The sequence below is a fragment of the Sphingomonas sp. PvP056 genome, assembly GCF_040549155.1.
Lineage (GTDB): Bacteria > Pseudomonadota > Alphaproteobacteria > Sphingomonadales > Sphingomonadaceae > Sphingomonas.
The window spans coordinates 362319-378325 of record NZ_JBEPST010000001.1; the positions used below are offsets into that span (position 1 = coordinate 362319).

Consider the following 16007-nt stretch of genomic DNA (forward strand, 5'->3'; position numbering starts at 1 on the left):
TCCCTGTCAGCTCGATAAACCAGATGGGTTTGTCACTGTCCTACAAACGCGCCTTCGTGGCAATCCCGCGACGACGCGGACGGGAGGTGCACGATGCGGGAATTGGTGGAGCGTGGGTTCGATGCGCGCGGGATCGTGGCGAGCGGGCAAGAGCGTGGAAGGGGGCGTGGACGGACCGTGACGGTCAACCTAGCCGAATCCCCGCTCGGTTGGTTGCGGTCGCGCGGGTTGGTCGATGCGCGGCAGTTCGAGGCGGGAGAAAGACTGCGCGCGGATTACGAGCGTGCCGCGCTCTCGCCGTCGGTGACGATGCGCTGGGAGGCGCGAGTCGGCGGCGGCGGCGGCGATGCGCTCGACCCGGCGACCGCGCAGATCGCGGCGAAACGTCGGTTCGACGCGGCGCTCGACGGGGCGGGGCGGGGGCTGAGCGACGTGCTGTGGCGGGTGATCTGTGCGGGGGAAGGGTTGCCGGATGCCGAACGCGGCCTCGGTTGGCCGCAGCGCAGCGGGCGGGTGGTGCTGACGATCGCGCTCGATCGGCTGGCGGACCATTATGGGCTGGGGTGACGTGCACAGCGGAAACGACTATGGCGCGGCCATGCAGTTCGACATTCTCAAATGCCACGGTTCGGGCAATGATTTTCCGCTGATCGACGCGCGCGCGATCGACCTGGACGACGCCGATTGGGCGCAGGTTGCAATCGCTTTGGCAGACCGCGCGGGGACGGTCGGTGGCGACGGAATTCTGCTGCTGGCGAACCGGCAGGATGGCTATCCCTTTGAGATGCGAATGTTTAATTCGGATGGCAGCGAATCCGAGACGTGTCTGAACGGGTTGCGCTGTGTCGCGCGGGCGGGGTTCGAGGCGCTCGGGATCGATGCGGCGCGGGTTGGGCTCAAGCAATCGGCGGCGGAGGTGTCGCGGGATCCGGCGCTGGCCCCGGGGGTGCAGACCGTGCGCGAGGTCGCGGGGCCGGCGGAGCTCGACGTGACGCGCTGGCCGCTGCAGGCCGGAACCGACCGGATCGTCGATGCGCAGGTCCCCCTGCTCGGCAGCGAACGGCGGTTTACCGCGGTGGCGATGCCCAACCCGCATCTGGTGACGTTCGTCGGCATGATCGACGAGGCCGAACTCGTTGCTTTGGGGACGCTTTGTGAAGCCGCGCCCGACTGGCTGCCCAACCGCGCCAACGTCTCGTTCGTCGAGGTGCGCGACACGACGACGCTGTTCGTCCGCACGTTCGAGCGCGGGATCGGGCTGACCGACAGTTGCGGGAGCGCGATGGCGGCATCGACCTTCGCCGCGTGCCTGACCGCGCGGTGCAGCTATGATACGGAAATCACGGTCCTGAACCGCGGCGGAATGGTGCGCGCGGAAGCGAGCGCGGCGGGGATGGTGCGGCTGTCGGGCAATGCGACGTTCGAGTGGCGCGGGACGGTCGACGTCGACCTGGCCAGCGCGACCGCCGGCCCCGTCACGGTAACGCACCGGCATGACGACGAAATCGCGGCGTGGGAAGCCTTGCGCGCAAGCCTGCGCTGAGCGGTCCCCTCCGGAAATGTCCGGTTCATCGATCCGCGCGCCTAGTGGTGTTTCCTTGGTGGAATGGAGAAGACCCCGATGAATCCTTTCGTTCGTGTCGCGATGCTGCTGGCCGGCTCGAGCCTTGCCGTTGCGGCGCCCGCAATGGCGCAAAGCCAGGCGGACGAAGCGCGTTTCCAGCAGGCGCAGCAGCGTTTCGACACTGAATGGCGCAACTTTCGCGCCGAATATGACCGGTATCAGCAAGCGCGCACGCGCGGCGTCCGCGGGCCGCGCCCGGGCGACTATGACGACCAGCGCTATGCCGACCCCGAGTATGACCAGCGCGACGAGGGCAATTACGACCCGGCGCGATACTATCGCAACGACTCGCGCTATCAGGAGCGCGTGCTCGCGCCGGACGACCGGGTCTATGCGGGCAATGACGGGCGCTATTATTGCAAGCGCAACGACGGGACGACCGGGCTGATCGCGGGGGCGGTCGGCGGGGGCGTGCTCGGCAATGTGATCGACGGCGGCCATTCGCGCGGCGTCGGCACGATCCTCGGCGCGATCGCGGGCGGCGTCGTCGGCAAGTCGGTCGACCAGAACAACGCGGAGGTGCGCTGCCGCTGAGCAATACGTCGTCAGTGTGCTGAGTATGGCGGCGCGGGGGTACTCGCGCTGTCGTCTTCTAAACGCGCGCCGAACCTAGTAACGCCTAACGTGAGCACCTTAAAAAATCACTGGGCCGAAATACATGATTGCCCCAAGCGCAGACGATGCTAGCCATCTGTGTAGAGGAGTAGGCGAATGGTGAAGACTTGGTCGAGCGAAGAACGCGCTGACGAAACGTGCGAGAAATGCACGGCAGGTTACCGGGTCACTGTCACCCGCTATCCGATGCGGGATAAGGACTCGTTTAATTGCACTGTTTGCGGGCATTTGATGGATGAATGGAATAGCACTGAGTCAAAGGCATATACGTTGATAAAACGAACTAGCGAGCAAAGCATCGCACCTTAGGCCCTACAAGGTGTTCCATGCCCGCGAAATTTGGCGGCAGGCGGCTTTAATGTTGTTCACCCGAATGGTTTGGCTGCTCGAAGCAGCAACGATTTCTTGGTTTTGGACATCAATCGACAAGCACAAGGCAGGGTGAGCAACATGGCTGGGCGCACAGTGCGCGTTGGCTTGCATGTATGCCAGTGTTGCGACGTATTTTGCTATGTCGGCACGCTTTCCAGCCGCTGTCGTGCTTTCTTGTTCGTCGCCTTTAGCGAGGCGAAACAGCGCTACGCCGTAGCGATGATTGGATCGCGCTTGCTGCGTGAGTACGAGGTCTGGATATACCGATACGGCGACGCCCTCGATCAGCAGTGCGCCAGCCCATTTGCCCGGTTGTTTGAAATCGAACCCCCCGAGTTGGTTTTGAAAACGGCGAAACGTCTCAAGTGCTTCAAGAGAAGCTTCTGCATCTTCGCGCATGAACGCTGAGTTGCTTCCATCGTCGGCTTTGTGTCGTAGCAAGGATTCTAGTGAAGCTAGCGCGCATGATGGCCGTGCCGCGTCAGCGAGATAAGCGGATATTCCGTTGCGCAAATCACGATAGCGGATCACTGGCGCTGTTGCGATTTCTTTTGCTCGGCGTATGATTCCTTCCCGGGCATGATCGCCGGAGAGCAGGTAACGAGATAGTTCGTTTGCTGAAATGCCGGGTTGCTCTCTGATGCGTATATGAGGCCGAGTAGCCATGGACGACTTCCTTGCTTATCGCAGAATCGATGGTGATCGATACCTTTACATATCATCTCTGTCTAAGAACGCGATTACAGACAGCGCCGCTAATCATCTTGGAGATGACGGGTATTTTCTCTATGAATGTAGTTCTCAAGGAATAGATGTGCTTGCTAAAGTTGCCTCATTCGAATCTGCCCATCGGTTATTGGAGATTTACGGCGAAGGTTTTGAGCGAGCAGTCAGGCTTGGAGAGCGGCGTCGCGCTCGAACGGAGCGTGCGAAAGTCTTGCCTACCCCACAGTGGCATTTACAACTAGCGTAACAGGGTATGGCTGCGCAGCGCTTAATGGCGCAAAGATGACGTAGAATAGTCCGCGCCTGGTTTTGCAGGCGTAGCATTTCAAGTATGTACTAAAGGACGAATGCCGTACCGCGCGGGACAGTCTGCAGCGGATTGTCAGTGAAAAATGGCCCTACACTGTGGGGAAATGCGTGGATAAGGTCGCATCGTCGGTCACCGCAAAGTTGTGTTAGGATCGCATGGTAACGGCTGATCCCCCGACCCACATGTCGAGAAATGGAAATGCTGGCGGACTTTACAGGAATGTAATGCTCAACCGTAGGCAGGTTGAGCAGGCTTGGCCTAGGAAAATTCTATGGGGAAGGCTGCGTAAGAAGTCTTCGGCCCAGCGACCGGATTTGAGGCTATCTTTGCCGAAAAGCCAAACCGTTGATTCAAGCCCTCGCTTTGCCCATCGGAATGATGGCTCTACGATGCTGTCGGGTTGCGCCCGACGTTCCAGCCATTGAGGTCAATTCGCGTTTAAAGCAGCTTGGTCGCCCATACTCCGAGCTACCAACGGGTTCCGATCCTTTGCAAACTCACTGATTGAAGGCTGCTACCTGGCGTGCTTAACCCTGGTCAGCTATTTCCCTTAAAAACGCTAGAATCTGAAGCTTAGCAAGAACCCCGTTTTTGTACCCCTTACGTCCAAGAACCTCAATCGTTGCGCGTTTGCCCGCCGCTTTCGTGTAATCGTTGTCTTCGTTATCAAACTCGGGGTCGGCAACTTCTGCCATCATAAAACCGTCGTGCTCCGGATTCTCAACGCTGAGACCGTTTGAATGAAACTTAAAGCCATCGGTACGTAGCGCCAGATTTGCGGGAGGAAGCCAGTCCAATTTCTGTGAATCCCTGATTGCTTCTGCATCGGTCTTGTTCACGACAACAGGTGGAAGACTTCCAGAGATAAACGAGGCAGTATCTACGCTGCGCCCGACAGGCGCGACATAGTCCACTGCGGCAGAACCACTTCCACCGATCGCACGCCGCAAAAGGTCCTGTATACCCATATGTTCGTCATGAATATCCATCCGTTCCTCATGTTGACGAACATCTTTCCGATCCAGCGCAGCTATCGACTCTCGGTGCATGTCAGTTAGCCCCTGGACGGTCTGCTGATGCATTTGGGCCATTTTCTGTATGGCTACTTCCACAGCAGAGTCCTTGCCGCGGAACTTATCCAAAACGACTGACACGTAATGCGATACAATATCGGGGCCGATCGAAGAAATAAGAGGAATTCCGAGCGCAAGCGTATCTGAAATTTCCTGATAAAAAGCAGGCGAGTTGTATGAACCACGTTCTGGCTCTTTAACTTTGAGAATGACCGGAGCCCGCTCACCTCTTTTTGGCAATCTCTCTTCAGAAAATATAATCAAGCAATCGGAAACTAAACGATCGATCCCCTGCAAAGATTGGCCATAAAGCTTCGCATCTATTGAATTCCGAACTGCATCGCCACCGTCGTAACTAATTAGAATGCTCTGCTCGACCATATCACAGATGCCCCGCCCCAGGAAAATACTGCGGTAAGCCGCGTGCAAATCCAGTCAAGTATTGCCGATGCGAAGGCGAAAGTAGTCAGTCTGTTTTAATGTCCACCGCACGATGAGTGTGGTCCGCGGTTTGCGGCTGTGGTTGCACAGTGGATGCTGAAACGAGTTCAGCATGACGGCAGGGGTGGGACGGGAGACGGCTCAGTTGCTAACGTCAAAAAGGCCGCCAGGATTGCTCCGGGCGGCCTTCGTGAATTGAAATATGCTGGCCCTGCCAGCGAGACGAGTCTCAGTCCTTGTCTTCGACGTCCCCGTCGACCGCGAGCGCGTCTTCCTCGTCTGCGTCGAGCGTCTCGCCGACGGTGTCGGCGATTAGGTCGAGCTGGTCGTACGTCGCGCTATATTCCTGCGTCTCGCCGCCCTCTTCCTCGATCGTGATCACATAATCCTCGCCGGAACGGCTGACCGTGAACCCTGCCAATGTCTTCGCCATCGTCGCTCTCCTGTAGATACCAGCCGCCGAACGCCCGGAGCGTCGGAACGCTCCGCCGACCTTGCGCTGAATCAACCGCATTCCCGCAAGGGCAATCGGGTCATCACCTATCTGGTACAATCAGCTTGACATCGCGACGCTGCTTTGGTACATAACAGGAACGATGAAGAATTGCGCACTGCCGCCGCGGGTCAAACCGGGGGGTGGCGGAAACGGGCCGGGGCGGAGACGCTTTCCGGCCCTTTTGTGTGCGCGCGAACCGGGAGGAGAGGGTGATGGGGCTTCGACCAAGAAATGCAGCCGCGACGGCGACGCTGACGGCGACTCGCCCGACCGCCTTCACGGGCCGCAAATGGGTCCGCTGGACTCAACGCATGAAGGCCGAGTTTCTCGATAACCTGGCGGGCAGCTGCAACGTCAAGGCATCGGCCGAGGCGATCGGGGTCAATGTGATTTCGGTCTATGCGTTGCGCCGACGCGACGCCGAATTCGCGCTCAACTGGCAGATCGCGCTCGCCAGCGGCTATCAGTTGCTCGAGACGCTGGTGCTCGGGCATGTCCTGTCCGGGGCGTCGCGCGACGCCGGGATCGAGACGCCGCACAATGCCGGGACGCTCGACATGGATACGGCGCTGCGCCTGCTGAGCGCGCATCGCAACGCCGCGGGGAAACCTTCCGACACGGCAGGTCCGCCGCGCCGTCGCTCGGACATGGCCGAGACCGATGCGGCGATCCTCAAGAAGCTCAGCGCGATCGAGAAGCGCCGGGGTGCGGCATGAGCGGCGCTCCTCCCCGCCGGGCAAAACGCCCGGCGAAACGCCCGGCGGGGGGCACCGCGGAAGCCTCGACCGCCGCTTATGTCGAACGGATCCTTGCCTTGTCGGCGGAGGAGCGCGCGGACCTGTTGCGCGGGCTGAGCGCGCCGCAGCGCCGGGCGCTCAACGACGCGTGGTTCCTGTGGGCGCATCCGGGGCAACTCGCGCCGCCCGGCGACTGGCGCGTGTGGCTGATCCGGGCGGGGCGCGGGTTCGGCAAGACGCGTGCGGGGGCGGAATGGGTGAGCGAGATCGCGCGGTCGATGCCCGGCGCGCGGATCGCGCTGGTCGGCGCGACGATCGACGACGTGCGGCGCGTGATGGTCGAGGGGGAAAGCGGACTGGTCTCGGTCGCGCGGGTGGACGAGCCGGTCGATTATCGCCGTGCGGCGGGCGAGATCGTCTTCGCCTCGGGTGCGCGCGCGGCGATCTTCTCGGCGGCAAACCCGGAGGTGCTGCGCGGGCCGGAGCATCATGCGGCGTGGTGCGACGAGCTGGCGAAATGGCGCTACGGCGATGCGGCGTGGGACAATCTGATGCTGGGGATGCGGCTGGGGGACAATCCGCGCGTGCTGGTGACGACGACGCCCCGGCCGATCGCGCTGATGCGGCGGGTGATGGCGCTGGGCGGGCTGGTCCAGACGGTCGGGCGGACGCAGGACAATCCGCATTTGCCCGACACGTTCCTCGCGGCGCTGGAGGAAGCCTATGGCGGCACGCGGCTCGCGCGACAGGAGATCGCGGGCGAGCTGATCGAGGAAGCGGAAGGGGCGCTGTGGCGGCGCGCGCAATTCGATGCGTGCCGGGTGGCGGCGGCGCCTGCGCTTACGCGGACGATCGTCGCGGTCGATCCGCCTGCGGGGACCGATTCGGGGCGGGGGGATGCGTGCGGAATCGTCGCGGTTGGGCTGGGGCGCGACGGGCGCGGCTATGTGCTGGAGGATGCGAGCGTTTCGGGCTTGTCGCCGGAAGGCTGGGCGCAGGCGGTGGCGGCGTGCGCGGCGCGGCACGGTGCAGACCGGGTGATCGCGGAGAAGAACCAGGGCGGCAAGATGGTCGAGAGCGTGCTGCTCGCGGCGGATGCGGGGCTGCCGTTGCGGCTGGTCCATGCCGGCACGGGCAAGGTCGCGCGCGCCGAGCCGGTGTCGATCCTGTACGAGCGCGGCCGGGTCTCGCATGTCGGGGCGTTTCCCGAACTGGAGACCGAGCTGTGCGGGCTGGTCGTCGGCGGCGGGTATCAGGGGCCGGGGCGGTCGCCCGACCGGGCGGATGCTCTGGTGTGGGCGCTGGGCGAGCTGATGATCGCGAAGCGCCGTACCGCCCGCGTCCGGCCGACCTGAGGCCTGGGGTCAGTTCGCGACGCCGGTTCGCCCGGTGTTGGGCGGAAAGACGACCTTCGGGCGGGTATAGGCGGTGTACATCGCGCGGCCCCAGCCATCGACCGAGAAGATATCCGCGCGACGGCGCATCTCGGCAAAGCGCAGCTGGATCCGATCGAGCTTCTGCTGCAGCTGCGCCTTGTGGTCGGCGGTCAGCGTGCCACCGTCGCGCGCCTGCTGCGCGAGCGCCTCGGTGCGGAGCGCGATCAGGCGATTGCGATGCGTGATGTCCGCCGAGACGCTGGTCGGAGTCGGGATGTAGAGGATGCCCTGGGCGACATTGGGGTAGGGCGCGTCGATTCCACGGCTCGGAACGACGGTTGGCGTGGTCGCGGCGGCGGCAGCGGCAAGCAGGATCGGGAGCATGATTTTCTCCTTTAGTGTCCGGGTCTTGATCTCGACTGGACCGATACTGCCACATCGCGTGATTTCGTCAAATCATCCATCGATTCAAGCACGTTCGTTTGTGGAGCGTTTGGGTGCAAAAACCGTTTCACAAAAGTGACGTATATGTGTCATCAAACTGCAACAGACCGAAAACGGGAGACGGAGCGATGATCAGGACCTTGGCGATGGGTTTGGTTGCGGTGGCGGGTTTCTCGAGCCTTGCGGTCGCGGCACCCCGATCGACCGACGCGGTGCGCTCGGTCGAGGCGAGCGCGCAGGTCGACCCGCGCGACGGCGGCGCGCAAATCGAACTGGCCAACGCCTACGTCCTTGCCGGGCGCAGCGGGGATGCGGCGGCGGTCTATCGCCGCGCGCTGACGCTCGACAATGTGATGCTCGAGACGCGGACCGGGGATGCGATCTGGTCGCATCAGGTCGCACGGCACATGCTGGCGCGCGCACCGGTGCTCGCTTCGCGTTGATCGCGGCTGCCAAGCGGCGTGGCTTTTCGCTGCGCCGCTCGGTAGGGACGCAGCCCTCGCGCAGCCGTCCCGGTGTGCGGATGACGGCAGGATAGGGCGTCCCCATGGTACCGCGCGAATTGATCGACACGGCGCAGATCCCCGGCGGGGACGAAATGACGCTGTACCGGCGCGGTGCCGATTTCATGATCGTGGTCGATCGCAACGAATTGATGAGCACGCGGATGAACGGCTCCGAAGAGGCGCTGGGCACGATGGCGTGCGCGCGTGTCGCCAAGGTTGCCGCACCGCGCGTGCTGATCGGCGGGTACGGGATGGGGTTTACCTTGCGCGCGGTGCTCGGCGTGGTTGGCGCGCGCGCGGAAGTGGTGGTGGCGGAGCTGGTGCCGCAGATCCTGGCGTGGGCGCGCGGGCCGATGGCGGCGGTGGCGGACGGGTGTCTCGACGATCCTCGGGTGCGGGTGTTCGAGGGCGATGTCGCGGAGGCGATTCTGGCCCCCGCGGGTGGCTATGATGCGATCCTGCTCGACGTCGACAATGGGCCGGACGGGTTGGTCCGCGCGGAAAACAACCGGCTGTATGCGCCGCGCGGGTTGTCGGCGGCGCGGATGGCGTTGCGGCCGGGGGGCGTGCTGGCGATCTGGTCGGCGGCGCCCGATGCGCGCTTCGTCACGCGGCTGAAGGCGGCGGGGTTCCTGGTCGACGAGGTCGCGGTCAAGGCGCGGCAGAACGGCAAGGGGCCGCGGCACGTGATCTGGTTCGCGACTCGGGGGTGAGGGGGCGGGGGTAACGCTGGGGATTGCCCCCGCGGCGTCTCAGTTCGCACTTCATCCTCCGTTCGCCCTGAGCGCAGTCGAAGGGCCGGCGTTGCGCGTGGGGCTTCGACTTCGCTCAGCCCGAACGGGTGGGGGATGTGGAGACTGGTCCCCACAGTGCGCGTACCGAATGACGGATTGAACAGGCATCGGTGGCGTTGATCGCCGCGCGCCAATCATGGTGTGGCAGAACGGCAAGCGGCCGCGGCATGTGATCTGGTTCGCGACGCGGGGGTGAGGGGGCGGGGGTAACGCCGGGGATTCCCTCGCGCCGGCTGCGTTCGCATTTCATCCTCCGTTCGCCCTGAGCGCAGTCGAAGGGCTAGCGCTGCGCGTGGGGCTTCGACTTCGCTCAGCCCGAACGGGTGGGGGGATGTGGAGACTGGTCCCGCCAGGGCGCGTACCGGATGACGGATTGAACAGGCATCGGCGGCGTTAAATACCGCGCGCCAATCATGGCGTGCGGCGTCAACGCCCGCAGCTCCACAGGAGAACATCATGAAATGGTTCGGCTGGAAAGCTGCCGGGCGCGAGGAATCGCGTCCGGCGCTCGGGGGCGTGCGATCGCGGTTCGCGAGCGGTTTCGTGGGGACCGCACCGCTGTCCTATGAGGCGCAGGTGCGGTCGCTGTATCTCGGCAACGCGATCGCGCAGCGGGCGGTGCGGTTGATCGCGGACGGGATCGGGGATGCACCGCTGCTGGGGCCGCCCGAGATCGTCGCGCTGGTGCAGGCGCGCTCGGGCGGGCAGGCGTTGTGCGCGAGCGTGGCGGCGCAGTTGCTGCTCCACGGCAACGCCTATGTGCAATTGCTGACCGATGCGCGCGGCGACGTGGTCGAGCTGTTCGCGCTGCGGCCCGAGCGGGTGACGGTCGAGCCCGATGCGGCGGGGTGGCCGGTCGCCTATCGCTATGGTGTTGGCGAGCGGACTGTGCGGCTGGTGGCGGAAGACCCCGGCGGGCGGCCGCAGGTGGTGCATATCAAGGCGTTCCATCCGCTCGACGATCATTACGGGCTCGGGAGCCTCGCGTCGGCGGCGGGCGCGATGGCGCTGCACAATGCGGCGTCGGCGTGGAACACCGCGTTGCTCGACAATGCCGCGCGGCCCTCAGGCGCGCTGGTATACGATCCGGGCGACGGGTCGAGCCTGTCGCGCGAACAGTTCGAGCGGTTGCGCGCCGAGATGGACGCAGGCTTTGCCGGCGCGCGCAATGCGGGGCGGCCGATGCTGCTCGAGGGCGGGCTGAAGTGGCAACCGCTCAGCCTGACGCCTGCCGACATGGATTTCGCGGCAATGAAGGCGACCGCGGCGCGCGAGATCGCGACCGCCTTCGGCGTGCCGCCGATGCTGCTCGGGCTGCCCGGCGACGCGACCTACGCCAATTACCGCGAGGCGAACCGTGCCTTGTGGCGGCTCGCGATCCTGCCGCTGGCGGGGTCGATCCTGACCGCATTGGCGCAGGCGCTTTCCGGGTGGTTCGAGGGGGCGGCGCTGTCGGTCGATCTCGACCGGATCACCGCGCTGGCGGAGGATCGCGAGCGGCTGTGGGCGCAGGTCGGCGCGGCGGACTTCCTGAGTGGGCAAGAAAAACGCGCGATGCTCGGCATCGCGCCGGTTGGTGTGGGAGATGCGTAATGAGTGGTGCATTGCTGGCGCAATTGATCGCGCAAGGATCGAGCGAGGGCGCGGACCTGACGACGCTGCGCGCGATCGCGGAGGAAGCGGGCGAAGTCGCGGCGACGCGCGCGCTCGCACGGCTGGGGCTCGACGATGGCGCGGCGCCCAAGGACATGGCCGAGCTGCGCGAGTTGCTGGGCGCATGGCGCGACGCGAAGAAGCGCGTGTGGAAGGCGGCTTTGGGGTGGGTCGTGCGGATCGCGGGCGCGCTGCTGCTGACCGGGATCGCGGTGAAGACGGGGTTCTGGGACTGGGTCAAGTGAGCCTGCGCTTTGCGGGGTACGCCGCGGTATTCGACCGGGTGGATCGTGGGGGCGACGTGATCCGGGCGGGGGCGTTCGATGTTTCCGCTCCCGTGCCGTTGTTGTTCCATCACCGGGGGGCGCCGGTCGGGGTGGTCGAGCGGGTCGAGCCCGATGCGCGCGGGTTGCGCGTGATCGGGCGGATCGACGATCCGGCGCTCGCCGGGATGGTGCGCGGCGGGGGCATTTCGGGGCTTTCGATCGGGTATCGCGTGCGGGCCGGGGTGCGGACGGGGGGCGCGGTGCGGGAGCTGACCGCGCTCGATCTGGTCGAGGTGAGCCTGGTGGCGCAGCCGATGCAGCCGCTGGCGCGGGTGCACGCGATTTCGGGGTAAGGATTCACCCACGTGCCGTCACCCTTGGCCCCAAAAGCTGCCGTCATGCTGAACTTGTTTCAGCATCCACCGTGCAACAGGCACAGTCCGGACTCGCCGAGGGCTGGATCCTGAAACAAGTTCAGGATGACGGACGGTTTTGGAGAACTCTCGCGAAGGCGAGGGGCCCGGAAGCGCAAGAACTGCAAGCTGCCGTCATGCTGAACTCGTTCCAGCATCCACCGGGCGACAAGGACGGTCCGGACTCGCTGAGGGCTGGATCCTGAAACGAGTTCAGGATGACGGCCTGTTTGGCAGAACGCTCGCGAAGGCGGGAGTCCAGGTGCGCACAAGCCTTCGGGCGTTCTGACGCTTGGCTCTGGGTTCCTGCCTTCGAAGGAACACGGGAATTTCCGAAAATCACAGGTTTCTTTGCCCGGCGGCGGTGTCGTCCGGGTGTCTTGGCGTGGGAGAATGACATGACCGATCACACGATGGATGCACTGGAAGTGAGTTTCGAGACGCAGGCTCTGGGCGGGCCGGTGGTCCGGCCGATGCTGGCGGGCGGCGGTGGCGGCGTTTCGGCGGGCGGTGGGTTCGAGGGGTTCCTGCGCAGCGGGGCGAGCGTCGAGATGAAGGCGTTCACCGGGGTGACCGGCGACGCTGGCGGCTATGCGATCCCCCAGGAGATCGACAGCGTGATCGACGCGACGCTCAAGGCGATCTCGCCGATGCGTGCGATCTGCAACGTCGTGCGGGTCGGGAGCGCGGGCTATCGCAAGTTGGTGACGACCGGGGGCACGCCGTCGGGCTGGGCGGCGGAGACCGATGCGCGGCCGGGGACCGCTACCCCTGTGTTCACCGAGATCGCACCGCCGATGGGCGAGCTTTACGCCAACCCGAGCGCGAGCCAGGCGATGCTCGACGATGCCGCGTTCGATGTCGAGGCGTGGCTTGCCAACGAGATCGCGCTCGAATTCGCCAAGGCGGAGGGGAGCGCGTTCATCACCGGGAGCGGGGTGAGCCGCCCCAAGGGGTTCCTGCAGGCGACCATCGCGGCGACCACGGATGCGACGCGCGCGTTCGGGACGCTGCAATATCTGGCGAGCGGGGCGGCGGGCGACTTTCCGACGACGCCGCAGGACCGGCTGATCGATCTCGTCCAGGCACTCCGCGCGCCGTATCGGCAAGGCGCGGTGTTCCTGATGAACGCGACCACGCTCGCGCGGATCCGCAAGTTCAAGACGAGCGACGGGCAGTTCCTGTGGAGCCCGAGCCTCACCGGTGCGACGCCGGGGACGCTGCTCGGCTATCCGGTGATCGAGAGCGAGGACATGCCCGATATCGCCGCGAACAGCCTGTCGATCGCGTTCGGCAACTTCAAGGCGGGGTATCTGATCGCGGAGCGGCGCGAGACCGCGATCCTGCGCGATCCCTACACCAACAAGCCGTTCGTCAATTTCTACGCGACCAAGCGGATCGGCGGGTGCGTGTCGAACAGCGAGGCGATCAAGCTGATGAAGTTCGCGGTGTCCTGAGCGGAAGCGGCGGCCGGGGTAGGGTGGGATTAGATCGCGCGCCGGCCGCCGCGATTGTCTGGCGGAGGGATCGACATGATCGAGGGTAATGGACCGGGCGTGGTGACGCTCGGTACGGGGGATCGTGCGCTCGCGGTGGCGGCGGTCAAGGCGGTGATCCGCGTGGCGAGTGCGGACGAGGACGATCTGATCGCCGCGTTCGTCGAGACGGCATTGGGGCTGGCCGAACGGTTCCTCGGGCAAGTGACGATCGCGCGGACGATGCGCGAGAGCCTTGTGGTTACGGGCAGGTGGCAGCGGATCGGCGCGGCACCGGTTCGCGCGATCACGCGGGTGGAGACGGTCGCGGGGGTCGCACTCGCGACGACGACCTATGCGATCGACATCGATCCGCAGGGCGAAGGCTGGGTCCGCGGGACCGATGGCGGGAGCGGCACGCGCATCGTCGTGTTCGACGCCGGGATGGCGAGCGACTGGACCGGGGTGCCGGGGCCGATCCGGCAGGGGGTGGTGTTGCTTGCCGCGCATCTGTTCGACGCGCGCGAGCACGCGACCCCGCCGCCGCTCGCGGTGACCGCATTGTGGCGACCGTTCCGGCGGATCGCGTTGCTGGCGGGAGAGCATCGATGATGGACGCGCTGGAGGAACGAGCGCGCCTGATCGGCGAGGCGGCAGCGGAGCGGGTACGGGGGCAGGTTGCTGCCGCCTTGCGCGAAACGCTGCCCGGGGTGGCGGTGGAGGTGGTCGGCGACGACGTCGTGCTGACCGGGCGGATCGCGCCCGATGACCCGCGGCTGCGCTGGATCGGGAGTCTGCTGCGATGAGCGCGGAAAGTGTGCTGCAGGCGGCGGTGCTGGCGCGGCTGCGCGCGGTCGCGGGGCTGAACGGGGTTTACCTTGGTCCCCCGGTGCGCGCGACGCCGCCCTTTGCCGAGCTGGGCGAGACGATCGCGGTCGACTGGGGCGCGAAGGATCGCGCCGGGCGCGAGTTGCGCGTGCTGGTGACGCTGCGCGACGCGAGCGAGACGGCGGTGCGGCTGGGTGCGCTGACCGCGAGCGTCGGCGCGGCGATCGAGGCTTTGCCGCGTGACCTGACCGGTTGGCAAATCGCGAGCGTGCTGCTCGTGCGCGGTCGGAGCTGGGCGACGAGCCCAGGCCAGTGGAGCGCGAGCGTGGATTACCGGATTCGCATGATGGAGGCTTTATGAGCGTGGAACGGGGCAGTGCCTTCTTGCTGAAGGTCGGGAACGGGGCGACGCCGGTCGTCTATCAGACGGTCGCGGGGCTGCGCACGACGCAGTTGAGCGTCAACGGCGCGATGGTCACGGTGACGTCGAAGGATTCGGGCGGGTGGCGTGACTTGCTGTCGGGCGCAGGCGTGCGCAGCGTCAGCGTATCGGCGGCGGGGGTGTTCGTCGGGTCGGCGGCGGAGCTGCGGATCAAGGCGAGCGCGCTGTCGGGGGTGCTCGACGATTACCGGCTGAGCTTCGAGGGCGGGGATACGCTGACCGGCAGGTTCCTCGTCGCGCGGCTCGATTATGCCGGGGATTACAATGGCGAGCGCAGTTACACGCTGAGCCTGGAGAGTTCGGGCGTGGTGGTGGCGGCATGAGCGCCAACCCGGAGCGCGGCGAGGCGGAACTCCGCGTCGCGGGGGAGCGGCTGGTGCTGCGGCCGAGCTTTACGGCGCTGTGCGCGGCGGAGCGCGAGCTCGGGCCGTTGTTCGCTTTGGTCGAGCGCGCGGCGGCGGGGTCGCTCGCGCTGGGCGAGATGGTCGCCTTGTTCTGGCATTGCCGGGTCGATCCGCCCGAGGCGATGACGCGTGAGGCGCTGGGGGACAGCGTGGTGCGGGCGGGGTTGGCAGCGGCGACGCCGGTACTCCGCGTGCTGCTCGGGCAGATCCTGGCGGGGCGGTGATGGAGCGGTTTGCGGACGCCAGCGTGCGGCTCGCCGGGCTGGCGGGAGCGGTGCTGGGGTGGGGGCCGGAGGTGTTCTGGCGCGCGACTCCCGCCGAACTGGGCGCGGTGGTCGCGGTGCTGAGGGGCGGCGGCGATTCGGTCGCGCCCCCCGATGCCGCGACGATCGCTCGGATGCAGGAGGCTTTTCCGGATGAGTGAGCAAATCGATACGCTGCTGGTCGGCGTGCGCGCGGATACCGCGGGGTTCACGCGCGATGTCGATGCGATGCGCGCGTCGCTGGAAGGGCCGCTCGCGACGGGCGTCGACCGTGCGGCGCGGACGATCGAGGGCGCGCTGGCCAAGGCGGTGCGGACGGGATCATTCGGGTTCGAGGAGCTGCGCAAGAGCGGGCTGGCGGCGCTCGACGACATCGCGTCGGCGGCGTTGCGGGGCGGGTTGAACGCGCTGTTCGGCGGGAAGACGACGGCGAGTGGTACGAGCGGGTTGGTCGGGGCGCTGACGAGCGCGCTCGGTGGCGCACCGGGGCGTGCGACGGGCGGGCCGGTCTCACCGATGCGGCCCTATTGGGTCGGCGAGCGCGGGCCGGAACTGTTCGTGCCGACCGCGAGCGGGAGCATCGTCGCTGCCGGCGGCGGCGGCGGCGGGACGCGCGACGTGCGGGTGTCGATCACGGTGCAGGGCGGCAGTGACGCGCCGCAGGCGCTCGCGGCGTCGAGCCGACAAGTGGCGCGTGCGGTGAAGGCGGCGTTGGGCGCGGAGTAGGGGGGTGCCGCTTCTGCCTGGGC

General features: G+C 65.8%; 22 protein-coding genes. 18 read left to right on the forward strand and 4 right to left on the reverse strand.

The window, feature by feature from the left end:
• Positions 1-93 precede the first annotated feature (93 nt).
• From ABIC17_RS01830 to ABIC17_RS01840, 3 genes are all read left to right on the forward strand, one after another.
• A complete protein-coding gene (locus ABIC17_RS01830) occupies positions 94-567 on the forward strand; it encodes a DUF6456 domain-containing protein (RefSeq protein WP_354278945.1) in 474 nt (157 codons plus the stop codon).
• 31 nt (positions 568-598) lie between these two features.
• Positions 599-1543 (forward strand): diaminopimelate epimerase, encoded by a 945-nt coding sequence (dapF, locus tag ABIC17_RS01835; protein ID WP_354279435.1) that lies wholly within the window; start codon positions 599-601, stop codon positions 1541-1543.
• A gap of 102 nt (positions 1544-1645) precedes the next feature.
• Positions 1646-2158 carry a glycine zipper 2TM domain-containing protein gene (locus ABIC17_RS01840; protein WP_354279437.1) on the forward strand — a complete coding sequence of 171 codons (513 nt, stop codon included), beginning with the start codon at positions 1646-1648 and terminating at the stop codon, positions 2156-2158.
• A 393-nt stretch (positions 2159-2551) separates the two neighbouring features.
• Here ABIC17_RS01840 and ABIC17_RS01845 read toward each other — a convergent pair whose 3' ends face one another.
• The 3 genes from ABIC17_RS01845 to ABIC17_RS01855 all read right to left on the reverse strand — a co-directional run bounded on the left by ABIC17_RS01845 (position 2552) and on the right by ABIC17_RS01855 (position 5594).
• Entirely contained in the window at positions 2552-3277 is a 726-nt protein-coding gene (locus tag ABIC17_RS01845) for a hypothetical protein (protein ID WP_354278946.1), read from the reverse strand.
• Between the two features lie 897 nt (positions 3278-4174).
• Positions 4175-5101 (reverse strand): DUF7946 domain-containing protein, encoded by a 927-nt coding sequence (locus ABIC17_RS01850; protein ID WP_354278947.1) that lies wholly within the window; start codon positions 5099-5101, stop codon positions 4175-4177.
• Positions 5102-5390: 289 nt separating this feature from the next.
• Complete coding sequence (locus ABIC17_RS01855) at positions 5391-5594, reverse strand: hypothetical protein (protein ID WP_354278948.1); 204 nt, start codon at positions 5592-5594, stop codon at positions 5391-5393.
• Between the two features lie 275 nt (positions 5595-5869).
• On the opposite strand from ABIC17_RS01855, the gene ABIC17_RS01860 reads away from it, so the two are divergent.
• Together ABIC17_RS01860 and ABIC17_RS01865 are read left to right on the forward strand one after the other, a co-directional pair.
• Positions 5870-6373 carry a hypothetical protein gene (locus ABIC17_RS01860; protein ID WP_354278949.1) on the forward strand — a complete coding sequence of 168 codons (504 nt, stop codon included), beginning with the start codon at positions 5870-5872 and terminating at the stop codon, positions 6371-6373.
• Complete coding sequence (locus ABIC17_RS01865) at positions 6370-7749, forward strand: DNA-packaging protein (RefSeq protein ID WP_354278950.1); 1380 nt, start codon at positions 6370-6372, stop codon at positions 7747-7749. The genes ABIC17_RS01860 and ABIC17_RS01865 overlap by 4 nt, the downstream gene beginning before the upstream one ends.
• A gap of 9 nt (positions 7750-7758) precedes the next feature.
• Here ABIC17_RS01865 and ABIC17_RS01870 read toward each other — a convergent pair whose 3' ends face one another.
• Positions 7759-8154 carry a hypothetical protein gene (locus ABIC17_RS01870; RefSeq protein ID WP_354278951.1) on the reverse strand — a complete coding sequence of 132 codons (396 nt, stop codon included), beginning with the start codon at positions 8152-8154 and terminating at the stop codon, positions 7759-7761.
• Positions 8155-8342: 188 nt separating this feature from the next.
• Between ABIC17_RS01870 and ABIC17_RS01875 the strand changes: the two genes are divergently transcribed.
• The 13 genes from ABIC17_RS01875 (at position 8343) to ABIC17_RS01935 (ending at position 15984) form a co-directional block, all read left to right on the forward strand.
• On the forward strand, positions 8343-8657 hold the full coding sequence (locus ABIC17_RS01875) for a hypothetical protein (protein WP_354278952.1): 315 nt from the start codon (positions 8343-8345) through the stop codon (positions 8655-8657).
• Positions 8658-8761: 104 nt separating this feature from the next.
• On the forward strand, positions 8762-9433 hold the full coding sequence (locus tag ABIC17_RS01880) for a spermidine synthase (RefSeq protein ID WP_354278953.1): 672 nt from the start codon (positions 8762-8764) through the stop codon (positions 9431-9433).
• Positions 9434-9970: 537 nt separating this feature from the next.
• A complete protein-coding gene (locus ABIC17_RS01885) occupies positions 9971-11107 on the forward strand; it encodes a phage portal protein (RefSeq protein WP_354278954.1) in 1137 nt (378 codons plus the stop codon).
• A complete protein-coding gene (locus ABIC17_RS01890; protein WP_354278955.1) occupies positions 11107-11412 on the forward strand; it encodes a DUF6127 family protein in 306 nt (101 codons plus the stop codon). Before ABIC17_RS01885 ends, ABIC17_RS01890 begins: the two co-directional genes overlap by 1 nt.
• Positions 11409-11786, forward strand: coding sequence for an HK97 family phage prohead protease (locus ABIC17_RS01895; protein ID WP_354278956.1), 378 nt, complete (start codon positions 11409-11411; stop codon positions 11784-11786). Before ABIC17_RS01890 ends, ABIC17_RS01895 begins: the two co-directional genes overlap by 4 nt.
• 458 nt (positions 11787-12244) lie before the next feature.
• Positions 12245-13303 (forward strand): phage major capsid protein, encoded by a 1059-nt coding sequence (locus tag ABIC17_RS01900; protein ID WP_354278957.1) that lies wholly within the window; start codon positions 12245-12247, stop codon positions 13301-13303.
• A gap of 75 nt (positions 13304-13378) precedes the next feature.
• A complete protein-coding gene (locus ABIC17_RS01905; protein ID WP_354278958.1) occupies positions 13379-13933 on the forward strand; it encodes a head-tail connector protein in 555 nt (184 codons plus the stop codon).
• Entirely contained in the window at positions 13930-14127 is a 198-nt protein-coding gene (locus ABIC17_RS01910; protein ID WP_354278959.1) for a hypothetical protein, read from the forward strand. Before ABIC17_RS01905 ends, ABIC17_RS01910 begins: the two co-directional genes overlap by 4 nt.
• Positions 14124-14510 (forward strand): tail completion protein gp17, encoded by a 387-nt coding sequence (gp17, locus tag ABIC17_RS01915; protein WP_354278960.1) that lies wholly within the window; start codon positions 14124-14126, stop codon positions 14508-14510. Before ABIC17_RS01910 ends, gp17 begins: the two co-directional genes overlap by 4 nt.
• Positions 14507-14914 carry a phage tail tube protein gene (locus tag ABIC17_RS01920; RefSeq protein WP_354278961.1) on the forward strand — a complete coding sequence of 136 codons (408 nt, stop codon included), beginning with the start codon at positions 14507-14509 and terminating at the stop codon, positions 14912-14914. The genes gp17 and ABIC17_RS01920 overlap by 4 nt, the downstream gene beginning before the upstream one ends.
• Positions 14911-15219, forward strand: a complete 309-nt coding sequence (locus ABIC17_RS01925) for a gene transfer agent family protein (RefSeq protein ID WP_354278962.1) — start codon at positions 14911-14913, stop codon at positions 15217-15219. Before ABIC17_RS01920 ends, ABIC17_RS01925 begins: the two co-directional genes overlap by 4 nt.
• The gene (locus tag ABIC17_RS01930; RefSeq protein ID WP_354278963.1) at positions 15219-15419 is read left to right on the forward strand and encodes a phage tail assembly chaperone; all 201 of its coding nucleotides are present in this window, start codon (positions 15219-15221) and stop codon (positions 15417-15419) included. The genes ABIC17_RS01925 and ABIC17_RS01930 overlap by 1 nt, the downstream gene beginning before the upstream one ends.
• Positions 15412-15984 (forward strand): tail tape measure protein, encoded by a 573-nt coding sequence (locus tag ABIC17_RS01935; RefSeq protein WP_354278964.1) that lies wholly within the window; start codon positions 15412-15414, stop codon positions 15982-15984. The genes ABIC17_RS01930 and ABIC17_RS01935 overlap by 8 nt, the downstream gene beginning before the upstream one ends.
• Positions 15985-16007: the final 23 nt, after the last annotated feature.